Raw genomic sequence first — 17,257 nt, 5'->3', positions numbered from 1 at the left:
CGGCCCTCCTAGCGGGGCATCCGGCCGTCGCCGTTGCGGGGCGGCGGCGGCTGATGGGGCGGGGTCGGCGGGGTCGGCGACTGCGGCATGCGCGGGTCCGAAGTCCGCGCGGGCTGCTGCCGCGGCGGGGCCGCGTCGTCACCGCTGACCCGGCCACCGGAGCGCGGGGCCGGCAGCGGCGCGGGCCCGGGGGCGGGAGCGGGGGCCTGCGGTGCGGGCCCGGGTGCGGACGGCGCGGCGGGGGCGGGTGCCGAAGGGGCTCCCTGCTGCGGCGCCGGCTGCGTGGACCCGCTGACCCGTCCACTGCGGCGACGGGGCTGCTCGGATCCCTGGTCGGGGGACGGCTCGGCCGCCGGGGCCTCGCCCCTCGACTTCACCATCTCGTCGTACTGGTTCTGCTGGATCTCCGCCCCCATCTGCGCGGACTTGCGCTGCTTCCGCTTGGTGTTGCTCGGGGCGACCCAGCCACCCTTCTGCAGTCGTCCCTTGAGTACGGCGTTGTCCATGCCCCGGCCGACGTTGCCGGCGCCCCGGCCGGCCACCCGGCCCGCGAACTTCGCCGTCCTCGCCGTCCCGGAGGCGACACCTGAGGCGGCACCGGCGGCGACGCGGCCGCCCTGCGCGCCCAGCTTGCTGGTCAGCGTGTTCGCCATGTCGCCGACGCCGAGCGCGTCTTCCGCACCCGCGATCTTCGGGCTGTAACTGCCTGCGAGCAGCTTCTTCAGCATCATCACGACGGCGATCGTGACCAGCAGGAGCATCAGCAACTGCATACCGAGCCAGATCCTGGAAGGCAGGATCATCTGGTACAGCACCAGCAGCACGGTGAGGACGACACCGAAACCTGCGCGCAGCACGAAGCTGTGGATGAAGGTCTCCAGCCAGCCCTTGAGCAGCTTCTGCTGGGACGGATGGATGCCCAGCGTGGCGATCAGCGGCAGCATGATGATCATGATCAGGGTCACGGCGTGCCACAACAGCGTGAGCGCACTGAGCACGATCACCATCACGCCGACGATCAGCGAGGCAAGAAGCGAGTAGAAGGCGAGCCCGACCCGGCTCCCAGCGCTCCGACCCGCCCAGTCGTCGAAGGCGACCGGATAGATGTGCTGGTCCGCGTGCTCGTTGTTACTGCCCTTACCGCCCGCAATGTCGAAGCGGATCGGGTACCACTCGTCCTTGTACTTGTCGAGACTCTTGCCGATCTCCTTGTTGGTCCGGGACTGAGCCGCCAACTGGCGTACGCGGAGGTCTTCGCACCGCGCTCCCTTGCCCCAGTAACAATCGGTCGCGGTGCTCTTGGGGACGCACACGCCGCCCTCGAGCCTGCCTTCCTTCTTCCGGAAGATGCAGTTGTTGCCGCTCTCGCCGAACTGCCCCAGGGCCCAAGGACGGAATGCGAGCGTGTCGTACATGGCGCAGCTGTTGACGCGCATACCCCGGTTGGGCACGTTGTCGGGCAGGTCGCAGGGGGGCTCCATCCTCCCGGCGAGACCACCGAGGACCGCCTCACTCAGGAGGGAATTGGCCTGGGCGATACCGGCGTCCGCCTCGTTGATGACCTTGTTGTAGTTGCCACCGGTGAGCATGACCACGACTGCGACAGTGGTCAGCGCTGCCCAGCCGACGCCCGACCAAGCCTCTCGCATCTCGTTCTTGCGCCACTTGCCGAACACCCAGATTCCGGTGAGCGAGATCATGACGGGGACAGCGGGTATGAAGAGGTTGTTCTTCAGCTTCTCCACGGCATTGTCGCGCCCTTTGTACAGACCGCCGAGCGGGCTGGGGTTGGAAGCGTACTCCTTGATGGAGATGGCCGTGCGGGTCAGCAGCTTGGTGCCGTTGAACACCATGTCGGCAATGCCGTTGTTGACGAAGTCCATGACGGAGCAATCGTCGGCGCCGGCGCCGTTGATCCTTGCATCGGTCTGGGAGGCGTCTCCCCGGCCCCGCATGGTCATGGACCAGTTCAAGCCGCGCATGCCGTTGAGCTCGTACATCGTGTAGTTCTGAGCGGCCTGCGGCATGTCGACGGCTCCGCCGAACAGCCCCGTCGTGTCGTCGAGGCTCTTGGCTCGTGCCGTATCCCACTGCTTTACGGCTGGTATGACCGATTCGACGAAATCGGGGTTGTCCATCTGATAGCTGTCGTCACCCGTGAACTCGCAGGCGAAATCGATGGCGCGTGCCGAGTTGGGCACGGCCATGGTCAGAGCGAGCAGGGCGAACATCATGAACACGCCGGCCCGCACCACACGCCCAGCCGCCTTCACCCGTTTGCGGGGCGTCGGGCGGGCGGAGAGCTCTCCACGTGACTTGGCGCTACGGCGCACGGACATCAGCTTCCTTCTGGAGTTCCGCGACAGACGATTGGTGGGGCGGCCGCTGCTACAAGTAGTCCGTCAGGATGCAGCCCTCGACGGTGCCCTCACGCTTGATGTACCCGCTCGGGATCTTGCTGTTGAAGTCGGCATCGCACGACGCGATGAGGAGGCCCGCGGACTTCAGCGCGGTCGAGGTCTCGGCCTCGCTGGGTACCACAGCGAAGTCCGCCCCGACCAAGGCCATCCCCTCCTTCCCTTCTGCCTTCTTCGCCTTGAGCCCCGCCACGAACTTCTTCATGTCGGAGACGGCCATCAGGACGATCGGATCGCCCTTCTCGGCCTCGCAGAACGCCCGTTCCTTCACACCGCCCTTGGATCCCTCGGGCAGGTCCGCAAAGGCCTCGCGGGCGGACCCGCCGGCCGTCGCCTCGGTCTCCAGGTCCTTGCACACGGCGTATTGGTTGACGAAGCGCTCCATCGAGGCGACGTCGTTCGCCTTCGGCAGGCTCTTGCCGCCGGATCCCGTGGCAACCTCGTCGCTGTCCCCGCCGCAGGCGGTCAGGGCCGTCAGCGCGAGGAGGGCGGTAGTGGTGACGGTGAGGGTCTTGAAGAGGCGCATGAAGGTTCCTTCGGAAGGTCCGGGAAGGGGGCTGTGGGGAGCGGGTGACTACGAGCGGGCGTAGTCCGTCATGACGCAGCCCTCGGCCAGACCCTTGAGCTGCTTGTAACCACTGGGGATCTGGTAGTCGTTCGGGTCACAGGTCAGGAGCAGCATCTTGGCGGCCATCAGTGCGGTGACGGTGTTGTCACCCTCCGGCACGACTGCGAAGTCCTTTCCGACGATTACTTCGTGCTTCTCCCCGGCGCGGTTCGCGGCCTGGAACTTCGCCATGTCGGAGATCGCCAGCAGCGTGATCACGTTGTGGGTTCCGTCGTGGCAGATCGCGCGCTCCTTGATGCCGAAGGCAGGATCCTTGGCCTCCTTGTCGAAGAGGCCCGACCTCTCGTCGTCGAAGGGCTGGAGGTTGTTGCACTGGGCGTGCTGGTTGATGAACTTCTCGATGGACGCCATGTCGCCGGCCGACGGCAGGTCGCCACCGTCCTTCGGAGCGCCGTCGGCCTTCGGAGCGCCGTCGGCCTTCGGAGCGCCGCCGCTGATCCCGGTGCCACCGCCGAAATCCTCCCCGGCCTCGTCGGCGTCGCCCCCGCAGCCGGTCAGGGCCGTCAGCACGAGTACGGCCGTTGCCGTAGCCGTGAGGGTCCTGGACAGGCGCATGGTGTCTCCTTTGGTACGGCGTTCGAACGAGGAATCGGTACGAGCCGACATCACGACGCGGAGGCCGCTGCCGCGGCCTCCGCCGCCGCGGTCGCCTCCTGCATGAAGGTCCAGTCCCAGACGCTGAGCGGCGGGTCGATCGACTGCCTGCCGGGGCGGGTCGTGCCGTTGGTGTCAGTGGCGGCGAGGATCTCCTTGAAGACCAGGTCCACGGCCACCGTGCCGACCCGCTTGTCCACGTCGCGCTGCAGGCAGACACCCGTACGGAGCTCCTGCAGGGCCGAGACGACCTTGGCGTCGTCCTCGGGGCGGCCGAGCAGCGGGGCCACCAGGGAGGCTTCCTGTGCGGACTTCTGCTTGAAGGCGAAGACCGTGTGGATCTGGTTGGCACCACCGCTGCGGGCCTCGGAGTCCTCGATCTGGACGAGGTCGATGGCCTGCTGGGTGATCAGGACGGTGACCGCGAGGTACGAGCGGCCCTGCTTGAGCGCGCGCCGCATCAGGTCGCGGCCGCTCTCGGTGGCGGTGACGACGTACGCCTCGTCGACGAAGAGGGCCTTGGGCCGCAGGCCGATCTCGCCCGTCACCGGGTTCTTCTCGTAGCCGACGTCGAGCATCTGGCTGCCCAGTTCCACGACCGCCATCAGCGCCGTGGCGGCGAGGCGTTCGGCCGGGTTCCAGTTGCGCGGGTCCGAGGAGGACGGGGACTGGAAACCGCGCAGGGTGATGACCGTCCGGCGCTTTCGCATCGCGGACAGCGTCTGCGGGTGTTCGGCGAAGGCGAGTCGCGCGTACGGCAGGGTCCTGAGCTCGGTGAGGAGCATCTGGGCGAGCTTGAGTTCCTTGATCGCCTCGCGGTCGCCCGAGGAGACCGCGTGGTCGTACGCCTGCACGACCTCGTCGACGACCTGCCACAGCGTCGGCCGCGGCACCTTCTGCTCGGTCTCCCGGGCGGTCAGCCCGTGCTCGGTGGCCTGCCGCATCGCGGAGTTGTACCGGCCGACGACCGTGGCCATCCCCTCGATGACGGGCAGGCGCACGCGCTGGTAGTCCTCGTCGCCGAGGAATCCGCGCAGCATCGACTCGGCGAGCAGCCGGCCCGAGGGCACGTCGCGTGCGACCACCCACGGGTCGAGCACGCCGGCCTGGCCCTTGAGGAGGTCGACCACCTCGGTCTCCGCCCAGAACTCCGGGTTGACCGGCTGGAAGCGGCTCCGCTCGGTACCGAGGATGCCCGAATCCGCGTCGTGCGCGAACTCCGGGTCGTTCACCTGGGAGCCGAAGCCCAGGTAGTAGCAGAGCTGGGCGAAGTCGGTCTTCGGGTCGATGACCAGGCAGCGCACGCCCGACTCCGACTCCTCGTAGAACTTCTGGAGCGCGAGCGAGGACTTGCCACCGCCGGACGCGCCGACGATGGCGAGGCCACCGCCGTCATTGCGGGCCGGCCCGACGTGCAGGGAGTAGTGGACGGGCATCTTCCCGGCCCAGCCGACGAGGTTGCCCACCCAGCCGAGCTGCTTGCCCGACCGGTGTTCGGGGTTGTCTCCGAGCTCGGTGCCCGCGGTGGGCAGCCCGGCGCCGAGCTGCTCGACCTCCTGCAGCCGCAGGTACGGCGCGACGGGCAGCTTGGGGGCGTCGCCCGGCAGCTGGGACTGGAGCAGCCTCCACTGCTGGCGGGTGGGCCGCAGCAGGGTGACCTTCAGGTCCTGCTTGAACTGCATCTCCAGGATGCGGCGCCTGCGTTCCAGTTCGGCGATGTCCGGCGCGGAGATGGTGAAGCGGATCTGCGCCTCCATGCCCGGCATCTTGTGCTCCTCGACGTCGTCGAGGAGGTGCTGGGCGCGGGTGACCTGGTTGGCCAGCTGGGTGCCGGGCGACCGGCCCGAGTTGGCCATGTCGTTCATCTCGTCGACGAGGTTGCCGCTGATCTTCTTCGCCCGGTCCTTGAACTTCAGGTACGGGATCAGGGTGAACCGCATGTCGATCTCGACCGGGAAGTCCACGTGCTGCGAGGCGTAGCGCGCCCAGGCGGTGGACTGCCGGAAGCGGGTCTCGGTGGGCCAGCTGGCGGCCACCAGCGTCGTCGTATAGCTGGTGTGCTGTTCGCCGGTGACCTCGTCGTACTGGTGGAGCACGATGTGCGTCTTGTGGTTCTCGCCGGAGAAGTCGACGACCAGGTCGAACTGGTCCGGGCCCCAGGAACGGGATCCGAGCACCGGCTCGGGCGGCACCGGGAGGTCGCCGTGGAGCGGCTTGCGGATCAGCCAGACCAGCTCCTCGCGGTCCAGCGGCGCGCCGTTCAGGCCCTCGAGGCTCTCGTGCACCTCGCGTGCGACCTGGCTCCACTGGGCCAAGACGCCCGGCGACAGGTACTCGTCGTGGACGCCGGTGGCGCCCGCGGCCGCCTTGTCGGCGGTGCCGCGCAGGGCGCGCGTCAGCCCCGGGTCCTCGAACGGGTCGTCGCCGCCGGGGAGTACGCCGCTGCCGTTCGACCCGCGTGCCAGCGATCCCAGCTTGACCAGCAGGATGTTGCGCTCGCGCGTCGCCCCGATGCGTTCCTGGTACTCCGCCTTGCGGAGGTTGTACGCCTTGTAGTTCTCGGTCGGGTCCCAGGCGATGGTGTTGAGCTGGTCGGCCCATTCGAGGGCGGTGATCGGCCGGTACACCTTGCGGTAGTGGCACTCGACGTTGCGGTCGCCGCGGGCGAGGTTGAGCAGCCCGCGGGCGGGACCCTCGGCCATCGCCTGGAGCTCGGTGGCGTTGAGGTATTCGTCGATGGCGGTGGGCAGCACGATCCCGGTCCACACCGACTCGCCGTGGACGAAGATCAAGTCGTCGGCGTAGCGGTAGGGCAGCCGCATCTCCTCGCGGCGCGTGGACTTGGCCTGGTTGCGGGAGGCGCCCGAGTTCCGCGTACCGCCGGAGCCCTGGCCGCCGGAGCCCTTGTTTCCCTGGGACTTCTTGGAACCTGCGGCGGTAATGACCATGGCGATCACGAAGAAGGCGACCGCCCCGCCCAGAAGGATCATCATGATCATGAAGGAGTCATCCTGCGGTCTCGGAGTGTGCGGTTGCGGTGTGTGCGTTTTCGGCGTGCGCGGCGTAGGGCTGCGCTTCGGCCGGCTGCGCGGCGTACGAGGAGCCGTGCCGGGCCGCCGTCACAAGGGCCTCTTCGTACTGCCGGTGCCAGCGTTGCGAGCCCGGCTGCCAGAGGATCACCTGCCAGTGCAGTTCCTCGGGTTCGCGGTCGGCGGCCAGCCCCTGCAGGCGCTTGGGCTGGAACCAGTAGTCGCCCCAGACCACCAGTTGCTGGCTGAGGGTGAGGGCGGAGGGCAGCGGCCGGCCCCACACGAAATAGACGCCGACGGGCGGCCCGATGTAGAGCACCGACGACAGCATCGACAGGCCCAGGAAGGGCAGGAAGGCCGAGAGCGAGAGCAGCGTCACCAGCCACAGGACCGCGAAGCCGAAGGCCGCGCCCAGGGCCGGCAGCAGCAGGCCCGGAAGCGGGATGTTTCCCCAGTTCCAGATGCGCTTGGGCCGGTTGAGCAGATCCGTGTGGTCGTAGGCGACCATCGGTTCGGGTCCGTCGGATGCGTTCCCTGCCATCAGCCGATCCCCCTCTCTGACGACGTAAATGCGGGCCGTGAATTACGGGTGCGTGCCGGAACGACGTCCCGGCCGCCCCCGGACTCAGTTCTTGGCGCCGCCGCCGCCGATCTGCTCGCCCAGCGAGATGAGCAGACCGGCAAGGCCGGTCGCGCCACCGATGATCAGGGCGGCCAGCGCGATCATGCCGAAGCCCTGGAAGGCCTCACGCATGCCGTCGCCGCGCTTCATCGACAGCAGCATCCGGATGCCGAGGATGAGCAGGGAGCAGATGGCCACCGTGGTGCCGATGCCCAGGAGGATCTTCTGGATCTCTCCGAACATGCCGTTGAGGGTGGTAGCCGCCAGGTACATGGCGATGTCCTTTCACTAGGGTGCGCGGGACGGAATACGTCGATGGATCAAGGTCAGGGCGGTCGGGACGGTCAGGGCGTCTTGCCCGGACTGGGGGTGGCGTCCCCGGATGCCGGGGCGCTCTCCTCGGGAGCCGGGGAGGCGGGCGCGCCGGCTCCGGCGTCCGCGGTGCCGCCCGTCGGGTCGAGCACGCCGCCGCGGATGTCCTTGATGAACCAGCCCTGGGCGGTGTTCACCACGGTCAGCCGGTACGAGCGCTGCACGGTCGGGCCGGGGCTCCCCTTCGACCCGGAGCCCTCGGCGCCCCAGACGACCGTCACCCGGGCCTGTACCGCCTGACCCGGCCCGTACTGGATGGTCTTGCCGCTCTCACTGCCTGCCGGCGCGAGCGCGACGACCTCCCGGACGTCGGGCGAGGCGAGCGCCCCGGCCAGGCCCGAGGTCGCCGCAAGGGAGGCGTCGGTGGTCGTGAACCGGGTCAGGCCCGTCGCGTCGGAAGCGGCCCAGGCCTTGAAGTAACCGGGCAGGACCTTCGACTTGAGCTGGTCGGAGAGCGGCTGGTCGATGACCTCGTCGTCCTGCTTGACGACGGGAACGCTGCCGCGCGAAGGAAGCGGCATCTCGCCCAGGTTGCCCGCGACGCGCAGCCCCGACCCGGTGGCCAGGTCCTTCACGTACACCGGCACGGAGAGCGTGGTGGTGCGACCGCTGGACAGCTTCACCTGGATGCTCAGGTAGCGCCCGTTCTCCCCGTACTCGGGGAGCTCTTCGACGGTCCCGTCCCATTTGGCCTGGCGCACGGTCTGGCTGCCCTGGCCGCTCACGCCGCAGTCACGGTCCACACCTGACGAGGCGTAGCGGCTCAGTGCGTCGCGGCGCTTGTCGGCCGACTGCGCGGAGTACGTCATGCACAGCGTCACGTACTCCTCGGCGAAGGTCGCCGCGGCCTGCGTCGGGAACGCGCTCAGCCGGTACCGCTGCACGTCCTCGTCGTCCAGGGCGGCGCTCTGCACCGCGACGGACGACTTGCCGACGACCAGGCCCGCGACACCGCAGGAACCCAGCGCGAAGGCGCACGTGGTGATCAGGAGCGTCGCGCGCAGGGCCACATGGGTGCGCCGGCCCTGGGCCGGCAGCCGCCCACCCGGGCGCGGCACGTCGAAGCCCTCGCCGGCTCCGGCGCGTACCCGGGCCTGAGCCTGGGCCTGCGGCGTCGTGGCGCCCGCGGCCGCAGCGGCCGTACCGGGCTGGGCAACAGTCGGCGAGCCCGCCGACGGACCCGGCACGGACGCGGATGCGGGCCCGGGCGCGGAACCCTTGCCGCCGCGCCCCTGCTTGCGGTTCTCGCGCTCGGCCTTCTTCTGCTCGTACGCGGCCTTGCGCTCCGCCCGCTTCGCGTCCTGGGCGGCCCTGCGCTTGTCCTTCTTCGAGTCACCGGCGGGCGGGGTCACGCGCGGCGGCAGGACCGGTACGGCGGCCTCGCCCGTCGGTACGGTCCCGGGCCGTGCGGCGCGCACCCAGGCCGCGGCCAACTGCGCCCGCGCGGCGTCCGAGGGCTGCTGCATCGGCGCGGCGGCGCTGTCCGGCTGGCCGTAAGGATGGGATCCCTGATGGGGAAACTGCTGCGCCTGCTGCGGCTGCTGTGCCTGCTGCCTTGCGGGGCCGAACTGCCCCTGCTGCTGCCCGGAAGGCTGGCCCCCGCCGACCCCGCCAGCAGAGCTGTTGTGGTCCGTCATCGAGTCCGTCTCTCCCACGCGTCCGATCCCCCTCCGCCGTCGACCGCCCGGCGGGCCCCTGGTGATGCCAGGTGCGCACGGCAGTGTGGCAAACCGCGGGGCCATCCCTTCTCCCCTTTTCCCCGCCGGGAAAAGGGGAGGAAAGCCGGGGAATGCTTTGAGGAATCCTCGTGAGGAAATCCCGGGCCCCGCAGGGGCCCGCCCTCCCGGCGCTCCGCCAGAATGACGGGTTGCGTCCGGGTGACGGGCGCTGGAACCGTCCCCGATCGTGCGAAGGACGAGAGTTGAGCGACCAGAACGCCCTCCCGCAGCAGAACGTGTCCCCTGCGCCGGCGCCCGCCGACGGAACGTTCGCCCCCGTTCCCCCCGTCATCGATGCCCAGGAAGCCTGGATCGACGGCTACGAGCCCGGCAACCCCTGGCAGTCGAAGCTCTGCCTGCAAACCCCCTACGGCACGGTCTCCTATCCCCTCACGCCGCACACGATGCCCGAGCTCCTGGAGGGGCTGGTCATGGTGGCTCAGGCCCAGCAGGGGACCGCAGGCATACCCGACCCGGACGAGGACGACGCGGCCGACGGCCCCGACGGCGACCGGCAGGACCCGGCCCACGGCACGACCATCCACGACGGCCGCGCGGCCCGGATGACCGGCTGGACCGTGGTCCACGAGCTGTGGGAGCGGGAGGACCCGAAGGTCCGCTTCATCATGGGCGCGGTGGTGGTCGGTCTGCTGATCCTCGGGATCGTCCTGTCCTGACCCTCTGCCACGATGCCCGCAGGTGTACCGAGCGAGGAGCTGACGAGGATGCTGACGGAGACATCGGGCCGCGGTGCCCAGGACCTGGCCGCGGAGCTGGAAGGCCTGCGCGACGTGGACTGGGCCTCCGTGTGGGCCGGTACTCCGCAGGGCGGGTCCCCGGAGTTCCGCGAGTGGTGCGAGCGGTACGGCCGTGCCGCCGAGGAGAACGGTGAGGTGCTCGACCTGGGTGCCGAAACCTGGCCCGCGTACCTGGCAGCCGCTGTGGGAGTGCTGAACACACCGGCGTGGACCGGTTCGTGAGACGCTGCGGACTTTCCGGAGCCCACAGTCGCGAGCTACTGGCCGGACCGGGAGTCCCGACTGAAGAGCCGTCGCCCGTACCCGTTCGCGTACTGGCGGGGTATGGGCGGCGGTTCAGCGGCCGAGCCGCTCACCGTCCTGAGCCAGTCGGTCGCGTTCTCCACCTGGACGCGGCAAGGTCGATGAGCGAGGCGGCGCCCCCGACCCGGGAGGAAATCGACCGCGCGATCGCCCTCCAGGAGGCTGACCTTGCGACTTGCAGGTACTGGAGGTCACACCCGCGGGCCGGCACGAGTTGATCGCGAACGACGCAGTGCGCTGCCAAGTGCGGATGGAGGACTTCGACATGCGGAAGACGTCACCGAAGGACTTCGCCGCCAAGCTAGGCGACCTCGACGTACCCGAGGGCCTGCGGGAAGCACACAATGCGGCGCTCTCCCGGCTGTCGTCGGCGAACGAGTACGCCGAGCCGAAAGCACCGGCCCCCGAACCGAAGCAGCGCGGCCCTGCGCAGGCCAGTGCCTTCCTGCCCGGTGTGGCCGTCCGTCCCGCTGCCGTGCAGCCGACCCCGTACGGCTCCTCCGGCCACGGCGTGACCAATCCCGTGGCCGCGGAGGCGGCGGCGAAGCCCGTCGGCGTCGAGCGCTGACCAGTAGTCACCGGCCCTGACCGACCCCCACCAGTCCTGACCGGCCCCGTCTGAATACCCCGCACGGAAGGCTCCCACATGAGCACAAGCCCCGAGGCGCAGCAGGCATCCGACGACGAGGTGGAGTTCTACTTCGCCGACGTCTTCGTCTTCGTCTCCGATTACCTCGCACAGATGGTGCGACGCCGCCTGAACGGAGCGTCCGCCACCTGGTGTCCGCGCTGGTGGGAGCACCCCGAGGCGGGCGCCCGGCTTTCCGCGCTCTGGCTGGCCTGGGAACACCTGCGGCACGACCCCGCGCTGGGCATGTCCACCTGGTGGCTCCACCACGCCGACCCGCACCTGCGGGTGCTGCTGGACCCGGACATGGGCCCGTTCGCCTCCTGTTCGCCGAAGGACGGGCACACGGCCTATCCCTTCGACCCGCTGCCCGTCGACCCGTACGACCCCGGGGCCTCGTCCGTCTGAGCGGGATCGGTGAAGGGTTCCGGCGGCCTCTTCACGGATTCCCCGCACGGACTTCGCCGACTCGACCCACCCCGAACTCCCGGTTCTTTCCTCACCTTTTCCCCGTCTTTCCTCGCGAGGAAAAGGCGCGCGCCATTGCACGTCCCTCCCCCTACCGTGTCCGGGCGACCTGACTGAGGGAGGCCCGGGACGGTGGAGTCACCTGCCGAGAACAAGCGAAGTGCGGCACTGGCCCTGGTGGTGATGGGTCTTCTGCTGATCGGCGCCCTGGTGGTGTTCACCGTCTTCGACGGAGAGGCCGACGCCAAGGACCCGTCCGACGGCAAGCCCGCCGCGACGGCCGAACAGGGCAACAACACCGGCACGACCGGTGGCGACGGCAATACCGGCACGCAGCAGACGGGCGCCTCCGCCGCCGTGCCGCCCATCGTCACGCCGGAGGAACTGGCCGAGGCCCACGAGGCGATGGCCGCCTACATGGCCGGCCTGGGCACGTACAAGTACACCGATCAGACCGGCACCTGGGCGAAGCCGCTGCTGGAGCTGACCGTCAGCGACGACCAGATGATCCGGCAGACCGCGCTTCCCACGGGCAAGGACTGGGCCACCTGCCGGGCCGCCCGCTGCACCTCCGTGGGCAAGGCGACCGTGGTCCGCGACGCGCTGATCGCGGACGACCTCGCCCGCGGCAGCGGCCGGATGGTGTCCAGCGTCGTATCGCTGACCTCGGTCCGTTCCGAGAACGGCAAGCAGACCCGTACGGAGAACAACGCCTGGCTGGTCAGCTCCCGCAAGGACGGCGGGAAGTGGAAGGTCTCCGCGTTCGACCTGCACGGTCTCGGCAACGTGGGCGCATCCGACAAATCGGGGGAGTGACGCGCGATGGTGGCTCCTGCCGTACTGGCAGCCGCATCGAAGGCCGCCAAGGTGGCCAAAACCGCCAAAATGGCCGCCCAGTTGGCGGGAGGCCAGGGGGGCGGCAACGGCGGTGGCAAGAAGGGCGGCAACAAGTGGCTGCTGATCGCCGGCGCCGGCAGCCTGCTGCCGATCGGCGGTGCCGGCTTCCTCGCCGTGGTCATGATCAGCGGCCTGCTGGGGGGCATCGGCAGTGGCGCCGCGCAGGCGGCCTGCGGCAACTACGGTGAGAACGCGGGCGGGGGCAACACCGGCGACCAGGCGGCCACCAACCCGATCATGCCCGCCGGCAAGGTCTACATGCCCAGCGAGACGGCCCGCAACGAGATACCCCCGCGGATGATCCTGGCCGCGATGCGGGCCGCGGCCCGCTACGAGGGGCTCGACTGGACGCTGATCGTCGGGCAGATGTACCAGGAGACCAAGTTCGGCCAGGACGCGTCCGCCGCGCCGGGAGGCAAGAACAGCGCGGGCTACATGGGCCTGCTGCAGTTCGGCAACGACGCCTGGACCGACTACGGCGCCGACGGCAACGGCGACGGCACGAAGGACCTCTACAACATCGACGACGCGTCCTTCGCCGCCGCCAACTTCCTGCACGCGAAGAAGGCCGAGACGCAGCCCTGGGACGCCCTGCTGTCCTACTCGGGCTCGAAGAGGGACAACACCATCTACCCCCGGGTGGTCCTCACGCAGGCGGCCCGCTACCGCGGCAACCTCACCGGTGAGAAGAGCCTGATCGAGGGCTGGTACGCCCACCTGAAGACGACCGTCGAGAAGAACCCCAACTTCCCCACGCTCGGACAGCATTCGGACATCCCCGAGCCGGTCGGCAACGATGCCCAGCCGAACGAGGCGCTGAGCATCGTCGCGTCCCCGCCCCGCTCCTGGTCCACCCCGCCCTACGGCGGCGACGCGCCGGCGAGCCAGGGCACGGCGGGCAGCATGGAGCCGGTCGCGTTCTCGCGTCCGCTGATCCGGCCGGCCGCTCCCCCGCCCCCGGACGGCAAGAACTGGCAGTGGCCCATGAAGGAAGGCACCTACCAGATCGGCACCGAATACCGCGCGAGCGGCCCCCACTGGAGCCTCGGCTACCACACCGGGCTCGACCTGACCGCAGACAGTGGCGTCCCGATCTACGCCCCTGCCGACGGCAAGGTGATCAAGGCGGGCAACGGCGGCTCGTACGGCAACGAGACCAACATCGAGCACGCGAACGGCGTCGTCACCCTGTACGCGCACCAGACCACCATCTCGGTCTCGGTGGGCAGCACCGTCAAGCGCGGCGACCAGATCGGCACCGTCGGCGCCACCGGCAACGTCACCGGCCCGCACCTGCACTGGGAGGTGCGGATCCCGGGCGTCGACAACCCCTTCGTCCCCGGCCAGGACAACGGCCCCGGCATGATCGACCCCCAGAGCTGGCTGCAGGGCAAGATCTCGGGCGACCCCGACTACGGCACCGTTCCCGGCGGCGACGGCAAGGGCAAGGACGCCTCGCACGCCGAATGCGCCGCGAACGGCAAGGGCACCGGCGTTCCCCCGGACGGCGCCGGCGTGACCGGCGTACTGCCGCAGGCCAACGACCCGGTGGTGCGGGCGGCGCTGCGCTGGGCCCAGCGCGGCATCGGCCAGCCGTACGTCTGGGGCGCCCCGCGGCTCCAGGGCGACAACCCGGTGTCCTTCGACTGCTCCAGCTACACGCAGTGGATCTACTACCAGGCGAGCGGCGGCAAGATCGACGTCGGCGCGACCACGTACGTGCAGGAGGACCGGCTCCGTGCGTACAAGATCGACCTGAGCCAGGCGCAGCCCGGCGACCTGATCTTCTTCAACCCCAGCAAGAGGGGTTCCGAGCACGTGGGCATCGTGTGGGACCCGGCCGGCAAGAAGATCCTCCACGCCCCGCGCCCCGGCAAGAACGTCGAGTTCAGCACCTGGGACGTGCAGGACCCGATCACCGCCGTGTACCGGGTGCCGATCCCTCCGGGCACCGATCCCGCCGAGGCCGGTACCGATGAACATGCCTAGAGGAGAAGCACGCTGCCCGGAGGGGAAGGGCGGCGCCGTCGGCGCCACCCTTCCCCCGTGCGACGGCATCCCGGAAGTCACAAGCAACGGATACGGGATCCTCCGGGACGGGAATGGCCTCGTCGTCTTCCGTGCCGCGCCCGCCCCTGCGGAAGGAAAGACCTGACCATGACCGCCCAACAGCCGAAGAAGCCGCGCTCCGACGAGGACTGGACGATCGAGATCGTCGCGCTCGTCGGCTCGGTCCTGATCCTCCTCTGCGGAGCGTGGCTCGCCGCCCTCGCCGGTGCCTCCTTCGAGGGTGAACCGGACCCGCCGGGCAACCCCTTCTCCTTCGCCGTGTCCTTGGTCAAGGGCGACTACACGTGGCCGGGCGGTGCGGCGAACGCCGTCGCGGCCGGCGAGGCGCTCCTGCTCGCCGGCGCCGGCGTCGCCGTGTACCGGATCCGCCAGCGCATGCGCAACAAGCCCGACGTCGACGGCGCGGCCCGCCACCTCGCCCAGGGCGAGGAGCTCGGAAAGCTCACCATGAAGGGCGCCGCCGCGACCGCCGAGCGACTCGGCGTGCAGAGCAGCGTGCCCGGCGTCTTCATCGGCCGCTCCCTGCGGGGACGGCAGCCGTTGTTCGGCTCCTTCGAAGACATGCACATCGACATCTGGGGCCCCCGCACCGGCAAGACGACCCGGCGCGCCATCCCCGCGATCCTCGACGCCCCCGGCGCGGTGCTCGTCACCTCCAACAAGCGGGACATCGTCGACGCGACCCGAGGCCCCCGCGAAGCGCGCGGTCCGGTGTGGGTCTTCGACCCGCAGCAGGTGGCCCAGGAACCGCCCGCATGGTGGTGGAATCCGCTGTCGTACGTGACCGACGTCGCCAAGGCCCGCAAGCTGGCCGACCACTTCGCGTCGGGCTCGCGGGACGCCGACGCCTCCACGGACGCGTTCTTCGACCCGGCAGGACAGGACCTGCTGGCCAACCTCCTGCTCGCGGCGGCCACGGCCAAGTCCTCGATCACGCAGATCTACACCTGGCTGGCCAACCCGAAGGACGACACCCCCGAGCGCATCCTGCGCGGCGCGGGACAGATCATGCCGGCCGACGCCCTGGCCGGCGTGATCACCGCCCCCGACAAGCAGCGCAGCGGCATCTACGGCGTCGCCCAGCAGATGGCGTCCTGCCTCATCAACCCCGAGGTCAACCGGTGGGTGACACCGGCCTCCGCCTCCGACGACCGCCCGGAGTTCGACCCCCGCGAGTTCGTCCGCAGCGACTCCACCCTCTACTCGCTCTCCCGCGAGGGCAGCGACTCGGCGGGCCCGCTGGTGACCGCCCTGACCGTGGCCGTCGTCGAGGCCGCCGAGGAGTACGCCACGACCCAGCGCGGCGGCCGGCTGGCACGCCCGCTGGTCGGCGTCCTGGACGAGGCGGCGAACGTCTGCCGCTGGCGCGCCCTGCCCGACCTCTACTCCCACTACGGATCACGCGGCATCATCCTGATGACGATCCTCCAGTCCTGGGCCCAGGGCATCGAGGTGTGGGGCGAGCGCGGCATGGAGAAGCTCTGGTCCGCCGCGAACGTACGGGTCTACGGAGGCGGCGTCTCCGACACCCGCTTCCTGGGCGACCTGTCCGAGCTGGCGGGCGAGTACGAACTGCGCGAGTTCACCACGACCCGCGAATCGGAGACCGGCGGCTGGTCCGGCAACCGCACCATGAACGAGTCCGTACGCCGCGACCGCGTCCTGAAGGTCTCCGACCTGGGCGCGATGCCCCCCGGCCGGGCCCTCGTCCTGGCCTCCGGCACCAAGCCGGTCCTGGTGGAAACAATCCCCTGGTGGGAAGGCCCGTACGCCCGCGCGGTCAAGGCCTCCCTCACCAAACACGACCCGGGCGCCCGCCCCTAACCCCCACCCAACACCCAGCCGGACGGCCACCACGGGCCGTCCGGCCTGGCCCACAAGGTCATCCCTGCGGGCTCAGCGCGCCGTACCACGGAATCCTGTTTCCCCAGATCAGCCAGGCACGACCCGGCCCCTGCGTGCCACCCGATCCACCCCGCGCCCCCTCCGCGCCCCCTCCGCGCCCCCTCTGCTCACGCGGCGCCACCGCGCGAAACCACCATCCAGGGACGCCGGTTACGGGTGGTCAGCATGCCCATCCGCTGATCACTCTTCACAGTGGACTGCCTCTCCGGGCAGAACCTCGGGTCGACGACGGGCGTTCCGTTCGGCAGACGCATTCCGCCGGAAGGGGACACCGATGGGCAAGCGCTCTTCACAGCCCGGATCCTTGCCGCTCTCGCCACAGCGCCCACGCTGATCGGCTCACCGCCCGCCGAGGCGCACGCCGGCGTCGACTGCGGGTTCGTCGGCGCCCTCAACGCCGGCTTCTGCAACGGGCGCATCGACTTCACCGACGCGGACACCGACAACAAGACCTCCCGCACCTCCCGCGGCACGACGCACACCGAGTGCGAGATCCACCCGATGCGTGACAACGCGCCCCCAACACTGCCCCGCTACGGCAGGGCATGCGCACACCTCAACGTCAACGGCGTGCGCCGGGTCGGGCCAGTGTCACCACGTCACGAAGTGAGCCGCACATGACCACCGAGCCACCCCCCGAAGACCCCGACCGGGAAGCCAAACGCCGCCGCGCCGGCGTCGCCGCCTTCCTCACCGCCACCGCCGGGTCCTTCGCCTTCTTCGCCTTCTTCCCCGGCCTCCCCCACGTCATCGACTGGGGCGCCATCATCGCCTCCCTCGCCGTAGGCGGGCTCGCCCGCTGGGCATGGCTCAAGCGGCTCGTACGGAAGCATCCGAGCCTCGAATAG

Annotated in this window: 16 protein-coding genes; 9 read left to right on the top strand and 7 right to left on the bottom strand. The window is 69.9% G+C overall.

Going from position 1 to position 17,257, the window contains the following annotated elements:
* Positions 1-8 precede the first annotated feature (8 nt).
* The 7 genes from OG247_RS24305 to OG247_RS24275 all read right to left on the bottom strand — a co-directional run bounded on the left by OG247_RS24305 (position 9) and on the right by OG247_RS24275 (position 9,317).
* A complete protein-coding gene (locus OG247_RS24305) occupies positions 9-2,339 on the bottom strand; it encodes a hypothetical protein (protein WP_327254245.1) in 2,331 nt (776 codons plus the stop codon).
* A 49-nt stretch (positions 2,340-2,388) separates the two neighbouring features.
* Positions 2,389-2,943 (bottom strand): hypothetical protein, encoded by a 555-nt coding sequence (locus OG247_RS24300; RefSeq protein WP_327254244.1) that lies wholly within the window; start codon positions 2,941-2,943, stop codon positions 2,389-2,391.
* 48 nt (positions 2,944-2,991) lie between these two features.
* The gene (locus OG247_RS24295; RefSeq protein ID WP_327254243.1) at positions 2,992-3,600 is read right to left on the bottom strand and encodes a hypothetical protein; all 609 of its coding nucleotides are present in this window, start codon (positions 3,598-3,600) and stop codon (positions 2,992-2,994) included.
* 50 nt (positions 3,601-3,650) lie between these two features.
* Positions 3,651-6,638, bottom strand: a complete 2,988-nt coding sequence (locus OG247_RS24290; RefSeq protein WP_327254242.1) for an ATP-binding protein — start codon at positions 6,636-6,638, stop codon at positions 3,651-3,653.
* Between the two features lie 7 nt (positions 6,639-6,645).
* The gene (locus tag OG247_RS24285) at positions 6,646-7,209 is read right to left on the bottom strand and encodes a hypothetical protein (RefSeq protein WP_327254241.1); all 564 of its coding nucleotides are present in this window, start codon (positions 7,207-7,209) and stop codon (positions 6,646-6,648) included.
* Positions 7,210-7,293: 84 nt separating this feature from the next.
* Positions 7,294-7,563, bottom strand: coding sequence for a hypothetical protein (locus OG247_RS24280; RefSeq protein ID WP_327254240.1), 270 nt, complete (start codon positions 7,561-7,563; stop codon positions 7,294-7,296).
* Between the two features lie 71 nt (positions 7,564-7,634).
* The gene (locus OG247_RS24275; RefSeq protein ID WP_327254239.1) at positions 7,635-9,317 is read right to left on the bottom strand and encodes a conjugal transfer protein; all 1,683 of its coding nucleotides are present in this window, start codon (positions 9,315-9,317) and stop codon (positions 7,635-7,637) included.
* 266 nt (positions 9,318-9,583) lie between these two features.
* Between OG247_RS24275 and OG247_RS24270 the strand changes: the two genes are divergently transcribed.
* From OG247_RS24270 to OG247_RS24230, 9 genes are all read left to right on the top strand, one after another.
* A complete protein-coding gene (locus OG247_RS24270) occupies positions 9,584-10,057 on the top strand; it encodes a hypothetical protein (protein ID WP_327254238.1) in 474 nt (157 codons plus the stop codon).
* A gap of 48 nt (positions 10,058-10,105) precedes the next feature.
* On the top strand, positions 10,106-10,360 hold the full coding sequence (locus tag OG247_RS24265) for a hypothetical protein (RefSeq protein WP_327254237.1): 255 nt from the start codon (positions 10,106-10,108) through the stop codon (positions 10,358-10,360).
* Positions 10,361-10,706: 346 nt separating this feature from the next.
* On the top strand, positions 10,707-11,009 hold the full coding sequence (locus tag OG247_RS24260; RefSeq protein WP_327254236.1) for a hypothetical protein: 303 nt from the start codon (positions 10,707-10,709) through the stop codon (positions 11,007-11,009).
* A gap of 78 nt (positions 11,010-11,087) precedes the next feature.
* Positions 11,088-11,477, top strand: a complete 390-nt coding sequence (locus tag OG247_RS24255; RefSeq protein ID WP_327254235.1) for a DUF4913 domain-containing protein — start codon at positions 11,088-11,090, stop codon at positions 11,475-11,477.
* 192 nt (positions 11,478-11,669) lie between these two features.
* Complete coding sequence (locus OG247_RS24250; RefSeq protein ID WP_327254234.1) at positions 11,670-12,353, top strand: hypothetical protein; 684 nt, start codon at positions 11,670-11,672, stop codon at positions 12,351-12,353.
* 6 nt (positions 12,354-12,359) lie between these two features.
* A complete protein-coding gene (locus OG247_RS24245) occupies positions 12,360-14,423 on the top strand; it encodes a peptidoglycan DD-metalloendopeptidase family protein (RefSeq protein ID WP_327254233.1) in 2,064 nt (687 codons plus the stop codon).
* Positions 14,424-14,591: 168 nt separating this feature from the next.
* Complete coding sequence (locus tag OG247_RS24240; RefSeq protein WP_327254232.1) at positions 14,592-16,328, top strand: type IV secretory system conjugative DNA transfer family protein; 1,737 nt, start codon at positions 14,592-14,594, stop codon at positions 16,326-16,328.
* A gap of 273 nt (positions 16,329-16,601) precedes the next feature.
* The gene (locus tag OG247_RS24235; RefSeq protein ID WP_327254231.1) at positions 16,602-17,030 is read left to right on the top strand and encodes a hypothetical protein; all 429 of its coding nucleotides are present in this window, start codon (positions 16,602-16,604) and stop codon (positions 17,028-17,030) included.
* The gene (locus OG247_RS24230) at positions 17,027-17,257 is read left to right on the top strand and encodes a hypothetical protein (RefSeq protein WP_327254230.1); all 231 of its coding nucleotides are present in this window, start codon (positions 17,027-17,029) and stop codon (positions 17,255-17,257) included. Before OG247_RS24235 ends, OG247_RS24230 begins: the two co-directional genes overlap by 4 nt.

This window comes from Streptomyces sp. NBC_01244 (genome assembly GCF_035987325.1).
Lineage (GTDB): Bacteria > Actinomycetota > Actinomycetes > Streptomycetales > Streptomycetaceae > Streptomyces.
This window is presented reverse-complemented; position numbering and strand designations above follow the sequence as displayed.